Annotated in this window: 17 protein-coding genes and 1 pseudogene; 13 read left to right on the top strand and 5 right to left on the bottom strand. The window is 52.9% G+C overall.

What is annotated here, in order from left to right; all coding sequences use genetic code 11:
* Nucleotides 1–272 precede the first annotated feature (272 nt).
* The 3 genes from B3B59_RS06525 to B3B59_RS06515 are packed head-to-tail and all read left to right on the top strand — an operon-like array spanning nucleotide 273 to nucleotide 2,172.
* Nucleotides 273–671, top strand: a complete 399-nt coding sequence (locus B3B59_RS06525; RefSeq protein WP_286808454.1) for a hypothetical protein — start codon at nucleotides 273–275, stop codon at nucleotides 669–671.
* Nucleotides 659–1,222 carry a PAAR domain-containing protein gene (locus B3B59_RS06520; protein ID WP_286808452.1) on the top strand — a complete coding sequence of 188 codons (564 nt, stop codon included), beginning with the start codon at nucleotides 659–661 and terminating at the stop codon, nucleotides 1,220–1,222. The genes B3B59_RS06525 and B3B59_RS06520 overlap by 13 nt, the downstream gene beginning before the upstream one ends.
* An 11-nt stretch (nucleotides 1,223–1,233) precedes the next feature.
* A complete protein-coding gene (locus B3B59_RS06515; RefSeq protein ID WP_286808450.1) occupies nucleotides 1,234–2,172 on the top strand; it encodes a DUF6402 family protein in 939 nt (312 codons plus the stop codon).
* Here B3B59_RS06515 and B3B59_RS06510 read toward each other — a convergent pair whose 3' ends face one another.
* On the bottom strand, nucleotides 2,173–2,571 hold the full coding sequence (locus B3B59_RS06510; RefSeq protein ID WP_286808448.1) for a hypothetical protein: 399 nt from the start codon (nucleotides 2,569–2,571) through the stop codon (nucleotides 2,173–2,175).
* Nucleotides 2,572–2,780: 209 nt separating this feature from the next.
* Here B3B59_RS06510 and hpaB point away from each other — a divergent pair, with 209 nt between their 5' ends.
* The 6 genes from hpaB (at nucleotide 2,781) to yjiA (ending at nucleotide 9,599) form a co-directional block, all read left to right on the top strand.
* Complete coding sequence (gene hpaB / locus B3B59_RS06505) at nucleotides 2,781–4,343, top strand: 4-hydroxyphenylacetate 3-monooxygenase, oxygenase component (RefSeq protein WP_212478255.1); 1,563 nt, start codon at nucleotides 2,781–2,783, stop codon at nucleotides 4,341–4,343.
* A 17-nt stretch (nucleotides 4,344–4,360) separates the two neighbouring features.
* Nucleotides 4,361–4,873 carry a 4-hydroxyphenylacetate 3-monooxygenase reductase subunit gene (locus tag B3B59_RS06500; protein ID WP_040077316.1) on the top strand — a complete coding sequence of 171 codons (513 nt, stop codon included), beginning with the start codon at nucleotides 4,361–4,363 and terminating at the stop codon, nucleotides 4,871–4,873.
* Between the two features lie 205 nt (nucleotides 4,874–5,078).
* Nucleotides 5,079–5,966 carry a helix-turn-helix transcriptional regulator gene (locus tag B3B59_RS06495; protein WP_286808445.1) on the top strand — a complete coding sequence of 296 codons (888 nt, stop codon included), beginning with the start codon at nucleotides 5,079–5,081 and terminating at the stop codon, nucleotides 5,964–5,966.
* Nucleotides 5,967–6,181: 215 nt separating this feature from the next.
* A complete protein-coding gene (locus B3B59_RS06490) occupies nucleotides 6,182–8,335 on the top strand; it encodes a carbon starvation CstA family protein (protein WP_207292930.1) in 2,154 nt (717 codons plus the stop codon).
* Between the two features lie 96 nt (nucleotides 8,336–8,431).
* Nucleotides 8,432–8,635 carry a YbdD/YjiX family protein gene (locus B3B59_RS06485; RefSeq protein WP_003856610.1) on the top strand — a complete coding sequence of 68 codons (204 nt, stop codon included), beginning with the start codon at nucleotides 8,432–8,434 and terminating at the stop codon, nucleotides 8,633–8,635.
* A gap of 10 nt (nucleotides 8,636–8,645) precedes the next feature.
* Nucleotides 8,646–9,599 (top strand): GTPase, encoded by a 954-nt coding sequence (gene yjiA / locus B3B59_RS06480; RefSeq protein ID WP_286808442.1) that lies wholly within the window; start codon nucleotides 8,646–8,648, stop codon nucleotides 9,597–9,599.
* Between the two features lie 35 nt (nucleotides 9,600–9,634).
* Here yjiA and B3B59_RS06475 read toward each other — a convergent pair whose 3' ends face one another.
* Complete coding sequence (locus B3B59_RS06475) at nucleotides 9,635–10,114, bottom strand: Hcp family type VI secretion system effector (protein WP_263617326.1); 480 nt, start codon at nucleotides 10,112–10,114, stop codon at nucleotides 9,635–9,637.
* Nucleotides 10,115–10,339: 225 nt separating this feature from the next.
* Nucleotides 10,340–11,032, bottom strand: a complete 693-nt coding sequence (locus B3B59_RS06470) for a hypothetical protein (RefSeq protein ID WP_286783771.1) — start codon at nucleotides 11,030–11,032, stop codon at nucleotides 10,340–10,342.
* 546 nt (nucleotides 11,033–11,578) lie between these two features.
* Between B3B59_RS06470 and B3B59_RS06465 the strand changes: the two genes are divergently transcribed.
* Nucleotides 11,579–12,124 carry a YfaZ family outer membrane protein gene (locus tag B3B59_RS06465; protein WP_286808440.1) on the top strand — a complete coding sequence of 182 codons (546 nt, stop codon included), beginning with the start codon at nucleotides 11,579–11,581 and terminating at the stop codon, nucleotides 12,122–12,124.
* A gap of 55 nt (nucleotides 12,125–12,179) precedes the next feature.
* On the opposite strand, the gene B3B59_RS06460 is transcribed toward B3B59_RS06465, so the two are convergent.
* Nucleotides 12,180–13,550: an NAD-dependent succinate-semialdehyde dehydrogenase gene (locus B3B59_RS06460; RefSeq protein WP_040077323.1), complete on the bottom strand. Its 1,371-nt coding sequence runs from the start codon at nucleotides 13,548–13,550 to the stop codon at nucleotides 12,180–12,182.
* 84 nt (nucleotides 13,551–13,634) lie between these two features.
* A pseudogene (locus tag B3B59_RS06455) lies at nucleotides 13,635–13,787 on the bottom strand (BrnA antitoxin family protein); the annotation flags it as partial.
* Between the two features lie 117 nt (nucleotides 13,788–13,904).
* Between B3B59_RS06455 and B3B59_RS06450 the strand changes: the two are divergent.
* From B3B59_RS06450 to B3B59_RS06440, 3 genes are read left to right on the top strand one after another with little or no spacing between them, the layout of a single operon-like run.
* Nucleotides 13,905–14,648: a helix-turn-helix transcriptional regulator gene (locus B3B59_RS06450; protein ID WP_286808439.1), complete on the top strand. Its 744-nt coding sequence runs from the start codon at nucleotides 13,905–13,907 to the stop codon at nucleotides 14,646–14,648.
* 45 nt (nucleotides 14,649–14,693) lie between these two features.
* Nucleotides 14,694–15,359 carry a LysE family translocator gene (locus B3B59_RS06445; RefSeq protein WP_233801860.1) on the top strand — a complete coding sequence of 222 codons (666 nt, stop codon included), beginning with the start codon at nucleotides 14,694–14,696 and terminating at the stop codon, nucleotides 15,357–15,359.
* Between the two features lie 4 nt (nucleotides 15,360–15,363).
* The gene (locus tag B3B59_RS06440) at nucleotides 15,364–16,632 is read left to right on the top strand and encodes a DUF445 domain-containing protein (protein ID WP_040077327.1); all 1,269 of its coding nucleotides are present in this window, start codon (nucleotides 15,364–15,366) and stop codon (nucleotides 16,630–16,632) included.
* The last annotated feature ends 106 nt before the right edge of the window (nucleotides 16,633–16,738 follow it).

Genomic DNA, 16,738 nt, shown 5'->3' with positions numbered 1-16,738 from the left:
TTTAAAAAGGGCAAAACCTTTCCTTTAATCTGGCTATTTTATACTTTGCGAGCACTCTTCAAGAATGGCGAGGTTACAGGACGGGCGGCCTGTTCCCCTAAACCGCCCTCAATAAAATTGGGTTTTTATGCACCCTCAAACCTCATCCCAAATATCTACTCATAATTTGTAATTATATTCTGAAAAAACGAGCATCCATTTTAATTCTAAAAATGTGGGCATATAGTTCATATGCGACATGACTTTTTTACTTAAAAAACAGGAAAAATAAAGTGAATGAAAAATTAAATGAATCGGATATTAAAGAGGTCCGCTTATATGCTGTAACCGGTGCTAAAACCAAAAGCAATGGCTTTATTATTGGCACATCAAGCCTTACTAGTTACGGCAAAAATATCGTGCTTCAAAACGATATCGTTACTTATCCTGATGGTACTACAGCCTTCGTTATGTCAGACACTACTACGCGAATGACTACCGAAGTAAACGGAAAAATGCTGTTCGCTGCCGCTAGCGGTACGTTGATAAGCAATGGTGATGTCATCGCTGATGCTGGGCAAACTTCAATGGCCCTGGTCATCTTCGAAAATAATACAGCTATATGCTGCGTTATGGATGAAGGGAAATACGAAGCTGTAAAGGCTGAAGGAATTATTAGATGCGCGGTATGATAGCAAAACACACCATATGGACAGGTGATACCACCAGTCATGGTGGCACACTTCATGATGGTTGCGAGAACGACACCTATAACAATACTCACCGTGCTGTGCTGGTTGGCCATAAATTCTGGTGCCCACAATGTATGTGCTGGTCGAAATTCATTGAAGGTACCCCCCGCTACTCCATTCGCGGCAGGGCTCGAGTTCTGGAAGGCTATAGGGCCTCATGTGGTGCTTTCGCCATTCACCGCCTCGACATCCCTGTAACCTGCTACGATCTCCCCTCTAATGAGCATAGAGAGCATTTACTGTCCCAGAATGCAAAAAAATCTGCCCTGGCAAACCAGCAAATCAATGGCGAATACTCGCATCAATTCTCAATCCTCAATTCAGGACAAGAGCCGCTCAGATATGTCATTTTCAAACAGGATGGAATGCTTGAAATGGGTACGGCCATAAAGAATGATTACAGCGGCCCCGGTATTTATACAAAAGTGACGACTGGAAATAGTGAAAAAATTTTTGTGGCCATGCAAGCACCAAAGCCACTGCTGAAATAAAGGAATGATTTATGGCAATGCACATATCCGGTATTGAGAAGGATCTCTATTTTCTGATGGAGGATGCTAAAACCAGACCGAACGAAATGAACTCTCAAAGCGAGGTTGAATTACAGCCAATTCGTATAAGCGAGATTCCTAAGGTGATGCGAAAAATTGGCTGGAAAAAATCTGCTAAGATGATGGAACGTTGGCTTAATTCTCCAGGCTGGAAATGCCCTGACACCTGGAAGAAGGGAAGCGAATTACCACAGGGACTGTATATCCCCGATCAGCATTGTGACGACTCCATCATTACGATGACATGGTTAATGCAGTACCCGTCGGCGGTTAGCTCCATGCGTACGCTGATGGCAAAAGCATGCTCTCCGGCCGCAATGAAAATGACCGTACAGCGATTGAAAGCGCTTGGGTGGAATGGCTCTGGTACTTATACCTTTGGTCGACGGAATCTAATAGGCAGGCCATCAATGTCTGCACGAGAACTGGAACAAAAATATCAGAATAACTTTGAAGCTGTAGGCGGAAATTTCGTCACACATATGTTCGATACGCTGGACGACATATATGGCGCTCTCGGTACATATTCATTGAAGATTGCGGTTATCGGTACTGCATTCCAACATACCAATGGTAAGCATTATCTCGAAGCCGAGTGGGCAGGCATTTACGTCAAAGATTTTTATGATTTCAATAATAATGGAGCATGGGATCAGCCGTTAGGATACTGGACAAACGAAGGGATATTACGCCGGGCTGATTCGGCTGTTTCAACAATCGCCGGGCAAAAGATTTACATTAACAAACGGATACGCAAGGTATCAGTTGTCCATAATTCTGACTTCCTTAAATATCGTGAAGCCACTGGAAAAGGGGGCGACTTTGTGGTGTTTTCAGACGTAAATTGGGAAAAGATAAGCGGCACTTACGAAATTCCATGGGAAGCGTAATCACCCAATAATGGGGCCATTGATATCGTTGGCAATGTAAAACAGAAACGTAATACCCACCAGATAAAAGGCGATCAGGCAATAAATGAATCGCCTTTTGTTTGGCACATCCCTCAGAACAGTCCAGCAAAACGTACCGACATAAAAAATTATTGCAACTAAGGCCGCTACGGTTGTCGTGATATAACCCATTCCGCTCATTACTCCCGTGTATGGAAATACCACCAGACGTAAAACTGGCGGCATCAGCAGCCCAAAGGGAACGAATAACATTATCCGACCGGTAGCAAAACGTTTAAATCCGACTAACCTCTGCGCTAACTCGCAGATAATGATAGAGAGCAGACCACCAACCACCAGCGCAATCATATCTGGCAGTATTATTGTTATACGTTCCATCGTTATTCTCCTGCCATAATCCATAAAAAATAAGTGGTTAAAGTGCCGCCAGTTTATGCAAAACCCACCACGATCACAAATCTCACATCCACCCGAAAAGTACCCGCCGTTGTCCCAATCGTCCCTTCACGTACCCTCCCTCTCAGGCTTCAATTAAACAACAAAAACAAAACATAAATTTAACAATCATCTTCCGATACGAGGTCCCTATGAAGCCTGAAGATTTCCGCGCCGATGCCAAACGCCCGCTCACCGGCGAAGAGTATTTAAAAAGCCTGCAGGATGGCCGCGAGATTTATATCTACGGCGAACGCGTTAAAGACGTCACCACCCATCCGGCATTTCGTAACGCGGCGGCGTCCATCGCGCAGATGTACGACGCGCTGCACAAGCCAGAGATGCAGGACACCCTCTGCTGGGGCACCGATACTGGCAGCGGCGGTTACACCCACAAATTCTTCCGGGTGGCGAAAAGCGCCGATGACCTGCGCCAGCAGCGTGATGCTATCGCTGAGTGGTCCCGCCTGAGCTACGGCTGGATGGGCCGCACGCCTGACTACAAAGCGGCTTTCGGCTGCGCGCTGGGGGCTAACCCGGCGTTCTACGGCCAGTTCGAGCAGAACGCCCGTAACTGGTACACCCGCATTCAGGAGACCGGCCTGTACTTTAACCACGCCATCGTCAACCCGCCGATCGACCGCCATAAACCGGCGGACGAGGTCAAAGATGTCTACATCAAGCTGGAGAAAGAGACCGACGCGGGGATCATCGTTAGCGGCGCGAAAGTGGTGGCAACCAACTCGGCGCTGACCCACTACAACATGATCGGCTTTGGCTCCGCGCAGGTGATGGGCGAAAACCCGGACTTCGCGCTGATGTTCGTCGCGCCGATGGATGCCGAGGGCGTGAAGCTGATCTCCCGTGCCTCCTACGAGATGGTGGCCGGTGCCACCGGCTCACCGTATGACTATCCACTCTCCAGCCGCTTCGACGAGAACGATGCGATCCTGGTGATGGATCATGTGCTGATCCCGTGGGAGAACGTGCTGATCTACCGCGATTTCGATCGCTGCCGCCGCTGGACCATGGAGGGAGGATTTGCCCGCATGTACCCGCTGCAGGCCTGCGTACGTCTGGCGGTGAAGCTCGATTTCATCACCGCCCTGCTGAAAAAATCGCTGGAGTGTACCGGTACCCTGGAGTTTCGCGGCGTGCAGGCCGATCTTGGCGAAGTGGTGGCCTGGCGCAACATGTTCTGGGCATTGAGCGACTCCATGTGCTCGGAGGCGACCCCGTGGGTCAACGGTGCATACCTGCCGGACCACGCGGCGCTGCAGACCTACCGCGTGATGGCCCCAATGGCCTACGCCAAAATCAAAAATATTATTGAGCGCAACGTCACCAGCGGCCTGATCTACCTGCCGTCCAGCGCCCGGGATCTCAACAACCCGCAGATCGACCAGTATCTGGCCAAGTACGTGCGCGGCTCCAACGGTATGGATCATGTCGAGCGCATCAAGATCCTGAAACTGATGTGGGATGCCATCGGCAGCGAGTTCGGTGGCCGCCACGAGCTGTATGAGATCAACTACTCCGGCAGCCAGGATGAGATCCGCCTGCAGTGCCTGCGCCAGGCGCAAAGCTCCGGCAACATGGACAAAATGATGGCGATGGTCGACCGCTGCATGTCCGAGTACGACCAGCACGGCTGGACCGTGCCGCACCTGCACAACAACACCGATATCAACATGCTGGACAAGCTGCTGAAATAACGCAGCGGGAGGTTTCAATGCAATTAGATGAACAACGCCTGCGTTTTCGCGACGCGATGGCCAGCCTGTCGGCGGCGGTCAACATTGTCACCACTGAGGGTGAGGCGGGACGCTGTGGCATCACCGCGACGGCGGTCTGCTCGGTTACCGATACGCCACCGTCCGTGATGGTGTGCCTCAATGCCAACAGCGCCATGAACCCGGTCTTTCAGGGTAACGGCAAACTGTGCATTAACGTGCTAAACCATGAACAGGAGCTGATGGCCCGCCACTTCGCCGGGATGACTGGCATGGCGATGGAAGAGCGGTTCAGCCTCTCCTGCTGGCAGAAAGGGCTGCTGGGTCAGCCGCTACTAAAAGGGGCGCTGGCAAGCCTTGAAGGCGAAATCAGCCAGGTACAGACCATCGGTACCCATCTGGTCTATCTGGTGGCGATCAAAAATATTGTCCTGGCTGAAGAGGGCCACGGGCTCATCTACTTTAAACGCCGTTTCCACCCGGTCATGATGGCACTGGAAGCCGCGCTTTAACCCTCTCTGCGCTGGCATTCTTTGATGACCAGCGCAAAATTTCCTCTCTTTTCCTCTCCTGCACAAAAAGCATTAATGTTTATCGCAAATCACGCCGTTATATATATCCATAAGAGAAATTTTCATGTCATTGACACGGCTGACATATTTTGTCAGCAGCGTGGGCATAATTCACAGCAATGCTTTAGTTTACGGGAACTTTATTATGACAATTCCGAGCAGGAGTCGATCAGCGGAGAGGCTGGTCGATATTCTGATGGAGCTGCATTTACACGGTGTGGTTAGCCGACATGCCCTGATGCACAAATTTAATATTACCGAGCGGACAGTCTATCGGGACCTCAATGCGCTCTCCCCTATTGTTGAACATACCGGAGGCGGACAATACCGCTTAATCCACGCAGTACAGAACTCAGCCGGACAGGGGTTGCACCATACCATTGCTAACTTCCTGAATGCCGACAGCTTTTTCCCGGACAGAGGCACGGAGTTCTGGCAAAAACTGGAGTCACGCGTCGACGAGAGTTATATTCAAATCCTTAACAATGATGCCGAACATTCGGTCGAAAACGATATCCGTCGATATTTACCGTCGATTGAGAAATCGATTAAAAATCGTAATGTTTGCAAGATCGTTTATAAAGACAAAAATCGTACTGTTCATCCCTATAAACTGATTAACAAAAAGAACATCTGGTATTTGCAGGCGACTGAAAATGGCCGTTTGAAATCGTTTTCTTTAAGCCAGATTAAATGGCTCGATATTCAGAATGCCACTTTTACCCCTGAAGAACACGCGTTAGCGCTACTGGAAAAGAACCTTAGCCCGTGGGTATCAGAAGATACTTTCGAAGTGAAAATATTTATTAACAATACTATCTCGCACTACTTTCGCCGCCGCAATTTGCTGCCGCAGCAAGAGATTCTGGAAGATCACGCCCAGGGCACCACTATTCGCTGCATGGCGGCACACGAGAATCAGATCCTGCCGCTGATTTTCTACTGGCTGCCCAATATTCAGGTACTGGAGCCCGCGTGGCTTAAGCAAAAGATGGTCAAAACGCTGGAGAGCTACCTGACGCCCGAAACCTGACCCGCAGGCTGCGTGATCCTTATCACACTCTCTCCTTCTCACACGGCGAGCCTCAACCGCTCGCCCTCTTTTTTGACCGTTCATCGCCCCATTTAACCACTCACGCATTTACCGTCCTTTACGCGCGCGGGGATCTGGCACGATCGCCGTAGCATTACTCACTACATCTACAACATACCCTGACCCTTTTTTCAGCTAAAAAACCAGGTCTTATTATGGATACCAAAAAACTACTTAAGCACGTGCCCTGGGCGCTCCTCGGGATCCTCGGCGCTTTCTGTCTGGCAGTGGTTGCACTACGCCGGGGCGAGCACGTTAGCGCCCTGTGGATCGTGGTCGCCTCCGTCTCTGTCTATTTAGTGGCCTACCGCTACTACAGCTTATACATCGCGCAGAAGGTCATGAAGCTCGACCCTACGCGCGCTACCCCGGCGGTCATTAATAATGACGGCCTGAACTACGTGCCAACTAACCGCTACGTGCTGTTTGGCCACCACTTTGCCGCGATCGCCGGCGCGGGTCCGCTGGTCGGCCCGGTACTGGCCGCACAGATGGGGTACTTGCCGGGTACCCTCTGGCTGCTCGCCGGCGTAGTGCTGGCAGGCGCGGTGCAGGACTTTATGGTGCTGTTTATCTCCTCGCGCCGTAACGGCTCCTCGCTGGGTGAGATGATCAAAGAAGAGATGGGCCGCGTGCCGGGGACTATCGCCCTGTTCGGCTGCTTCCTGATTATGATCATCATCCTCGCGGTGCTGGCCCTGATCGTGGTGAAAGCGCTGGCTGAAAGTCCGTGGGGCGTCTTTACCGTCTGCTCTACCGTACCGATTGCGCTCTTTATGGGCATTTACATGCGCTTCCTGCGCCCTGGCCGCGTAGGCGAGGTGTCGGTGATTGGTATCGTGCTGCTGGTGGCCTCAATCTATTTTGGCGGCATCATCGCCCACGACCCTTACTGGGGCCCGGCACTGACCTTCAAAGACACCACCATCACCTTTGCGCTGATTGGCTATGCGTTCATCTCTGCTCTGCTACCGGTCTGGCTGATCCTGGCCCCGCGTGACTATCTGGCCACCTTCCTGAAAATCGGCGTTATCGTGGGCCTGGCGATCGGGATTGTGATCATCAACCCTGAGCTGAAAATGCCGGCGGTCACCCAGTACATCGATGGTACCGGTCCGCTGTGGAAGGGGGCGCTGTTCCCGTTCCTGTTTATCACCATCGCCTGTGGCGCCGTGTCTGGCTTCCACGCACTTATCGCTTCCGGCACCACGCCGAAGCTGATGGCTAACGAAACTGACGCGCGCTTTATCGGTTATGGCGCGATGCTGATGGAGTCCTTTGTGGCGATCATGGCGCTGGTTGCAGCCTCCATTATCGAACCGGGTCTCTACTTTGCGATGAACACCCCGCCAGCCGGTCTGGGCATCACCATGCCAAACCTGCATGAGATGGGCGGCGAAAATACCGCAATGATCATGGCGCAGCTGAGAGAGGCCAGCGCACATGCGGCGGCAACTGTCAGCTCCTGGGGCTTTGTGATCTCGCCTGAGCAGATCATGCAGACCGCGAAAGACATCGGCGAACCATCGGTACTGAACCGTGCAGGCGGCGCACCGACGCTGGCTGTGGGTATCGCCCACGTGTTCCACAAAGTGCTGCCGTGGGCGGACATGGGCTTCTGGTACCACTTCGGTATTCTGTTTGAAGCACTGTTTATCCTCACCGCGCTGGACGCGGGTACCCGTGCGGGCCGCTTTATGCTGCAGGATTTACTCGGTAACTTCGTGCCGTTCCTGAAGAAAACCGATTCCCTGGTGGCGGGCGTTCTGGGTACCGCGGGCTGCGTCGGTCTGTGGGGTTACCTGCTGTATCAGGGCGTGGTCGATCCGCTGGGCGGCGTGAAGAGCCTGTGGCCGCTGTTCGGTATCTCTAACCAGATGCTGGCGGCCGTGGCGCTGGTGCTTGGCACCGTGGTACTGGTGAAGATGAAGCGCACCAAATACATCTGGGTGACGGTAGTACCGGCCTGCTGGCTGTTGCTCTGCACGACCTGGGCGCTGGGCCTGAAGCTCTTCAGTTCCAACCCACAGCTGGAAGGCTTCTTCTTTATGGCTAACCAGTACAAAGAGAAGATTGCCGCTGGCGGCGCGGATCTGACCGCGCAGCAGATTGCCAACATGAACCATATCGTGGTGAACAACTACACCAACGCAGGGCTGAGTATTCTGTTCCTGGTGGTGGTGTATAGCATTATCTTCTACGGCATCAAAACCTGGATGAAAGTGCGTAATACCGACGGTCGTACGGATAAAGAGACCCCATACGTGCCGGTACCGGAAGGCGGCGTGAAGACCTCTTCACACCATTAAACCTTCCCCCTCACCCTAACCCTCTCCCTCAAGGGAGAGGGGACTGCCCGGCGCGCTCTTTTCTCCCTCGCCGGGCTTTTTTGTCTGGAAGGCATAATGTTTGGTAATTTAGGCGAAGCAAAAAAATACCTTGGTCAGGCGGCGAAAATGCTGATTGGCATTCCGGACTATGATAACTACGTTGAACATATGAAGACCAACCACCCGGATAAGCCGTACATGACCTACACCGAATTCTTCCGCGAGCGACAAGAAGCGCGCTACGGCGGAAGTGGAGAAGGCGGCGTTCGCTGCTGCTAAAGGAGAGACCATGACCCCGATTGCCGTTACCCTGCTCACCGGCTTTCTTGGCGCCGGTAAAACGACCCTGCTGCGCCACATCCTCAACGAACAGCACGGTTTCAAAATCGCCGTCATCGAAAACGAATTTGGTGAAGTGTCCGTTGACGATCAGCTGATTGGCGATCGCGCCACCCAGATCAAAACCCTCACCAACGGCTGCATCTGCTGCACCCGCTCTAACGAACTCGAAGACGCCCTGCTGGATCTACTCGATAGCCGCGACCGCGGGGAGATCGACTTCGACCGCCTGGTGATTGAGTGCACCGGCATGGCCGATCCCGGCCCGATTATCCAGACCTTCTTCTCGCATGAGATCCTCTGCCAGCGCTATCTGCTCGACGGGGTGATCGCTCTGGTGGATGCAGTGCATGCCAACGAGCAGATGAACCAGTTCACCATCGCCCAGTCGCAGGTAGGCTACGCGGACCGTATCCTGCTCACCAAAACCGACGTGGCAGGCGACAGCGAGAAACTGCGCGAGCGGTTGACGCGCATTAACTCACGCGCCCCGATTTACACCGTGACGCACGGCGATATTGACCTGGCACAACTGTTCAACACCAACGGCTTTATGCTGGAAGAGAACGTCACCTCAAAACCGCGCTTTCACTTTATGGGCGACAAGCAAAATGACGTCTCGTCGATTGTGGTAGAACTGGATTACCCGGTGGATATCAGCGAAGTCTCCCGGGTGATGGAGAACCTGCTGTTGTCGTTCGCGGACAAGCTGCTGCGCTATAAAGGCATGCTATGGATCGACGGGGAGCCGAACCGTCTGCTGTTCCAGGGCGTGCAGCGACTCTATAGCGCCGACTGGGACAGACCCTGGGGCGAAGAAGTGCCGCACAGCGTGATGGTATTTATTGGCATTGCGCTGCCGGAAGAGGAGATTCGGTCGGCATTTGCGGGGCTGCGTAAGTAAACACACTAGTGCCCTTCTCCCTTTGCAGAGGGGCACTAGCTTATACATTGAGCGTTCCACCTATCGCGATAGATAATATTGCCTTCCGTATACTTCCAGGTTATCGACTCATAACGTAATTCCAGCGTCTCCAGGTGCGTGCTGCTCAGACCATTAGGCGACAGGTACGGCGAAACCGTTATCAGCTTTACGTTATCCAGCGTGATAGTGAAATATTCAGCCTCAATGCCGGACTCCAGAATACGGTACATCCTGAAGATTGCTCTCTTCAACGTGCGCCCCTCACACACCGCGCGATAAAGGATCGGGGTTGTTTGGTCGAACTCTTTGACGACGATAATAGGGCTGTGAACCCGTGTACTGGTGAGCTTGCCCCAGTGGGGATCTACGGGAATGGTTACGCTGTGAGAGAATGACTTTAATTCAATGGAGCCTAAGCGCAGAGGCATTAAACAGCTACCGACAATAGGAGAGCCGTTTTCATCTTCTAGCCATAAGTGTGCGGGGGCAGACATATTATTTCCTTAGTAGAATTTTGAAGGTTAACGCTTTACCACTTTACATAACGTGCAAATATATAAATTATTAAAATCGCAAAGAGACCAATAGGCCAGAGTGGGCCCTCGCGAAAAAAATATATATATGACAATGCAAAGACGATCACACATAATTGTGGCGCATATAATGCAAACAGTTGTCGAGCTAACCAAAGTAGCATTCTTTTAATGTATATCATTGTCCTACCGAATCATCCTTACAATGATATCTGCAATTTCCTCGTCTGAAACCCAATGTGCTTTTAATGCGCCCGCACGCTGAAATAGAGGTTCAATCAAGAAATACATCATTTCTAACTCTTGCGTATATAATGTCGCGTAATAAGCAGGATAAGAGAATTCGAGTCTACGAGCGCTATCGGCGGCCTTTTGAACAATGCCATATAGACTCACCCCCACTGTAGCTATACCAGCTATACGTCCTACAAGGACACTCATTTCAAGTCGAAGACCCATGCCCACAGCGACGGAGGTTGCCGTAGCTAATGCGAACCCGACTCTGGAAAGAGAGCTAGCAGCAATATGAACATTCGCAGCCATCAACATCTTTTTGATTCTGTCTAATTGTTCAGCAGTTTTATTTTTAAATATTTCCTCAAAATATACTTTGAGCAATTCATAAACAACATCTTTTCGTTGCAAAAGATTAACTACTCCATATAAAAATCTCCGGTCTTCAGTTTGCTGTCTTTTACACACATCCTGATACTCATCCGTAAAGCATGAGGTGTAATATAATGCCCGCGTTGCACCGGCACCCATTGTTTCGATTTGATTCGTTACCGCCATCTTTACGCCTGCAACCGCATGATCAAGTTTCACTGCGAGAATCTTATTAGACTGCAAATAACTGATGACGTCGTTCCGGTAATACATGGACGCTCCTTGCCAATAATGACATCCTGCAAAAAGTGTATGTATTGCCTGTTTTCGAGTAAATGGATAAGGAGAGTTTCATTTGCGATCGCGATCAGAATTTAAAAAGACAATAAACCGGCTTATACAACCTAAGACTCACAAACGTTTTACACGCATTTTTTGGCCAAATGAAATCTGCGTCCAATATTCGCACTATCTATACGTAGAGATGACAAAATAGTGAGTTGATTTTAACCAAAGAAATGTAAACTTACGTTGTTATATATGACAAATGAAACACTTTATAGAAATTATTAGCGGCTTCATTAATACGTCCCGAATGACTATTCCTTCCCTGTTCAGGGTCCGTTTAGAAAAAAATTAAACCTGAACTAAACGGCGAAAGATTAACCATTGACGCCAGAACAAACCAACTTTTTACAAACATGAAAAGGTAAATCCATTAACAAAACCAGCATAAAACCTCGATCCCCATCACATTTGCAGTCATAAACATCGCTTGCTAAGGTGCCCTCAGATTAATTTGATGACGAGGAAAACCACATGAAAAAACTGAATATCTTTATTCTTGCCGCGATGACTGCGGTATCAGGTTCCGTACTGGCGATGGGCGGCAGCATTGAGCAGGGTAAAAACTACACCAACCTCAATCTGGAAATGGGTAAATCCTCGTCCGGCCTCTATGCCGAAAGCAACTGGCTGAAAAACACTGACGACGGCACCCAGACCGGCGGCGTAGGTGCAGGTTATAACCTGGAACTGGGTCCGGTCATGCTGAACGCAGGCGCAAAAGCGATCTACATCGGCCCGAAAAAAGGCGATAACGGCGTTGCGTTCCCGATTGGCGGTGGCGTAAACGTGGCGCTGACTGACAGCATCCACGTTTTCGGTGAAGGGTATGCCGCACCGGAAGGGCTGAACAACAGCGTGAAGAACTACGTTGAAGCCAACGGTGGCGTAAGCTGGACGCCAATCAAACCCGTTACGCTGAAAGTGGGCTATCGCCACGTGAGCGTTGACGGCAAAGATGGCCGCCCTGGCCACACCCTGATCGACGGTGCTTATGTCGGCGGCGGCGTGAGCTTCTAAAGCGCCCTAAAAACAAAAAAACCTGCCGGATGGCAGGTTTTTTTTGGCTGATGCCTTACCGGCGAATGACCACCAGCTTCTGGTTCACAAACTCTTTAATCCCCAGGTCCGACAGCTCGCGTCCGTAACCGGAACGCTTCACGCCACCAAACGGCAGCTCGGCTGCGGTATCGGTGAGCCAATTGATCCACACCATCCCGGTTTCGATACGCGAAGCCATCTTTTTAGCGCGCTCGGTGTCTTTGCTAAACACCGCTCCGCCCAGGCCGTAGTGGGAATCGTTGGCGAGGGCAACCGCCTCGTCGTCGTTTTTAACCACGTAAATCTGCGCCACCGGGCCGAAGAACTCTTCGAAGTACGCCGGGTTATCGCGGGTAATATTGGTCAGGATCGTCGGCTCGAAGAAACAGCCCTCGCGCGATACGGGCTTGCCGCCCAGATGCAGCGTCGCGCCATTTTTCACCGCCTCGTCCACCTGTTTGGTCAGGGTTTCCAGCGCGTCTTTGGACGACAGCGGCCCCAGAGTGGTGCTCTCGTCAAGCGGGTCGCCAACCTTCAGCTGTTTGAAAGCCTCGGTATATTTTTGCAGGAACTGCTCAGCGATGCCTTCGTGCAGGATAAAGCGTTTAGCAGCGGTACAGACCTGCCCGGCGTTAGCGATACGGGCGTTAACCCCGATTTTCACCGCCTTCTCCACATCCGCATCGTCCAGTACCACGAACACGTCATTACCGCCCAGTTCGAGGGTCGATTTTTTGATGTGCTTCGCCGCCTGAGCGGCCACCACGCTACCGGCCTTTTCCGAGCCCGTCAGCGCTGCGCCCTGCACGCGATCGTCGGCGATGATGTTCGCCACCTGATCTGAAGAGATAAAGAGGTTAGTCCATGCCCCTTCCGGCGCACCGGCTTCACGCACCAGGTGGGCAAAGGCTTCGGCACAGTGCGGCACTATGCTGGCATGTTTGGCAAGCACCGGGTTACCGGCCGCCAGGTTCGGCGCCAGCACGCGCATCAGCTGGTAGAACGGGAAATTCCACGGCTCCACGGCCATCACCACGCCAATCGGGTGATGCTCAACCCAGGCTTCGCCCATCTCGGAAGGGTATTTCACCGGTGCAAGAAATTGCTTCGCGTTATCAGCGTAGTAGCGGGCAATTTGCGCACAGAGCTTCACCTCGCCGCGACTCTGCTCAATGAGTTTACCCATCTCCGTACTGGCAATCTTCGCCAGCTCTTCGGTTCGCGCATCGATCAGATCCGCCAGTTTATGCAGCACCGGCAGACGTTTATCGATACTGCCTTTCGCCCACTCGGAGTGATAAAGCGCGTCCGCCGTCTTTAGCGCCGCTTCGATATCGGCATCGGTATGGGAGGGGTATTCCTTGATGAGCTTGTTGGTAGCAGGATTCACTGTTTGATAAGCCATTATTGCCTCCTTTTTTAACGCAGAGGCTTATAAGGGTAGTCAAAATGGCTGGGGTTGAAGGTAAAGTTCGGTATATTCGCAGCACTACATCGAGGTGGCGTGGGTTATTTTGGCCAGCATCGTGTCGCGTAAAACCGCGTTAAGCCGGGTGTGGTACCCTTTTCCGGGACGTTTTAACCACGCTCTGATCTGCGCATCGATACGCACCGAGGCCTGCGTGATTAACGGCCTCGCAAATCCCAAAGCGTGCTCGCAAAAATATCCGGCTGGCAACGCCAGAGAACAAGGGACAGCAGGACACCTCCCCCCTCCCATGCTATAACACCCCTCTACGCCCCCGCACAGGCACCCTTTATGACTCAGACTCGCCACGTCAATCAGACCTTCCTCCGCCGGCCCGGCGTTGAGCTGCGCAGCACCTGGCAGAGCACCCAGGCCTATAAAAGTCACATCCATGCGCAACTCTCCATTGGCGCCATCCTTGAAGGGCAGACCTGCTGCACGTGCGAGGGTGAAGCGTTGATCCTTCAGCCTGGCGATTTGATTGTCATCCCCGCCCATATGCCGCACAGTTGCAATCCGCTGGCGGGACAGCCTCGCAGCTACCACATGCTCTATCTTGATACCGACATCCAGCCGCGGCAGCAGGTGATCCGCAGCGACGCGCTGTTCAGCCTCTATCTCGAGATCGTCAATACGCTATCGCCCACGGCCATTACGCGCCTGCTAACAACCCTTGCCACACAGCCCACCGCCTGCGGATCCCTGCGCCCTACCAGCCTTGCGTTGCAAGACGCATTGCGCCACAGCCTGCACGCCCCGCCCTCGCTGGACGCCTTCGCCCGGCGCTTTTCGCTACGCAAAGAGACTTTAATCAGAACCTTTAAGCAGGATACCGGCCTGACGCCCGGCGCCTTTCTGAACGTTTCACGTATTGAGTTCGCCAAAGCGCGGCTGCGTGCCGGAGATGACATTGCCGACGTCAGCTACCAGAGCGGTTTTGCCGATCAGAGTCATTTCCATAAAACCTTTGTCCGCTATACCGCCGCCACGCCGCGCCAGTACGCGACGGGTCGATCAATATCTGACAATAATTAACTCGCGCCTCACTCCAGGATGACCTTAGTATTTATTGATGAGGTCATGATGGAACTGCTTAGCACACTTTTTCCCTCCGCGTTTCTCGCCCTGGCGCTGGCCCATTTCGTGGCGCTGTTAAGCCCGGGTCCTGATTTCTTTTTACTGATAGGGTTTGCCGCCCGCCACCGCCTGCGCGGTAGCGCCGGGTTATGCGTAGGCATCGCCGCAGGCAATGGGCTGTACATACTGCTGGTGATTTTGGGATCCCACGCGCTGCGTCAGTTCACGCTGCTCTTTACGCTGATTGAGCTACTGGGAGCGCTTTATCTGCTGTGGCTCGGCTGGCTGCTGGTGCGTAGCCCGGCGAGGCCACTCAGGTTATCCGGCACAGCGCAACGCTACCCCTCCTGGCGCAGGCAGCTCCTGCTGGGGCTGGGGTCGGCGTTGTTAAACCCGAAAAATGCCCTTTTCTATCTGGCACTCATGACCGCCCTGCTGGGGCCAGATGTCACCCTGGTGCAGCAGTCGGTGAGCGGTATCTGGATGGTCATGGTGGTGCTGACGTGGGATCTGGCCCTGGTCTCCTGTCTCGCCCTGCCTGCGGTACAAGCGCGTCTGTGCAACAACGTATGGAAAATCGAGCGTACGGCGGGCGCGATACTGCTGCTCTTCGGCGCCGGGATTATCGTCCGATTTTTGCATCTTCTTCCCGCTTCACTCTATCCTTAACCCTATGGAAAAATTAGCTGAACTCAAACGCGCCAAGCTGCTGGCGCTGTCGCTGCTGCTGATCGCCGCCGCGACCTTTATCGCCACCCTCTTTTTGCCGCAAACTTTCTGGGTGCGCGGCGTCAAAGCCATTGCTGAAGCGGCGATGGTGGGGGCGCTGGCAGACTGGTTTGCGGTCGTCGCCCTGTTTCGCCGGGTGCCCATTCCGTTTATTGCCCGCCATACGGCCATTATTCCGCGTAATAAGGACCGGATCGGCGACAATCTCGGGCAGTTCGTGCAGGAGAAGTTTCTCGATACCCAGTCGCTCATCACCCTCATTCGCCGTCACGAACCAGCCCTGTTGATTGGCAACTGGTTCAGCCAGCCGGATAACGCGCAGCGCGTGGGGCTGCATATCATGCAGGTGATGAGCGGTTTTCTGGAACTGACCGATGATGGGCGCATTCAGCGAATGCTCAAACGCGCCGTCCATAAGGCGCTCGATAAGGTCGATTTCAGCGAAACCAGCGCCGCCATGCTGGAGAGCATGACGAAGAATGGCCGCCACCAGGTGCTGCTGGATGCGGTGATCAACCGCCTGATCACCCTGTTACAGCGCGACAGCACGCGTGATTTTATCGCCGCGCAAATTGTCCACTGGCTGAAGACCGAACATCCGCGCAAAGCGATGGTTCTCCCTACCGAGTGGCTGGGAGATCAGAGCGCCGAAGTGGTCTCGAACGCGGTCAATGCCATTCTGGATGACGTTAGCCACGACCGCACCCACCAGATCCGCCAGGCCTTTGACCGGGCGGTGCTGAAGCTGGTTGAAAACCTGAAAAACGACCCGGAAACCGCCGCTAAAGCCGAGAACATCAAAACCTATCTTAAGAACGACGAGGCCTTTAACCGCTACCTGGGTGAGATGTGGGGCGACCTGCGTCAGTGGCTGAAGAGCGACATGCAGAGCGAGGACTCCCGGGTTAAACAGCGCATCGCCAACGCCGGACTGTGGTTTGGTGAGACCCTGGTTGCCGATAGCAACCTGCGCAACTCGCTCAATGAGCATCTGGAACAGGCCGCGCACCGCGTGGCGCCAGAGTTCGCCACCTTCCTTACCCGCCATATCAGCGACACGGTAAAAGGCTGGGATGCCAAAGACATGTCGCACCAGATTGAGTTAAACATCGGCAAAGATCTGCAGTTTATCCGCGTCAACGGCACCCTGGTGGGCGGGACCATTGGTCTTATCCTGTTCCTTCTCTCGCAAATACCGACGTTTATCCATTAAGCGCCCTGAGGATCAGCGCGTGCATACTGCTCACCGCGGCATTGGTGGATCGGTCGCACGTATGCAGCGCCATTCCCAGCTCTCCGGCGTCGGGCAGCAGGCCGCG

This window comes from Leclercia sp. UBA2479, from assembly GCF_002341985.1.
Lineage (GTDB): Bacteria > Pseudomonadota > Gammaproteobacteria > Enterobacterales > Enterobacteriaceae > Enterobacter > Enterobacter pneumoniae.
This window is presented reverse-complemented; position numbering and strand designations above follow the sequence as displayed.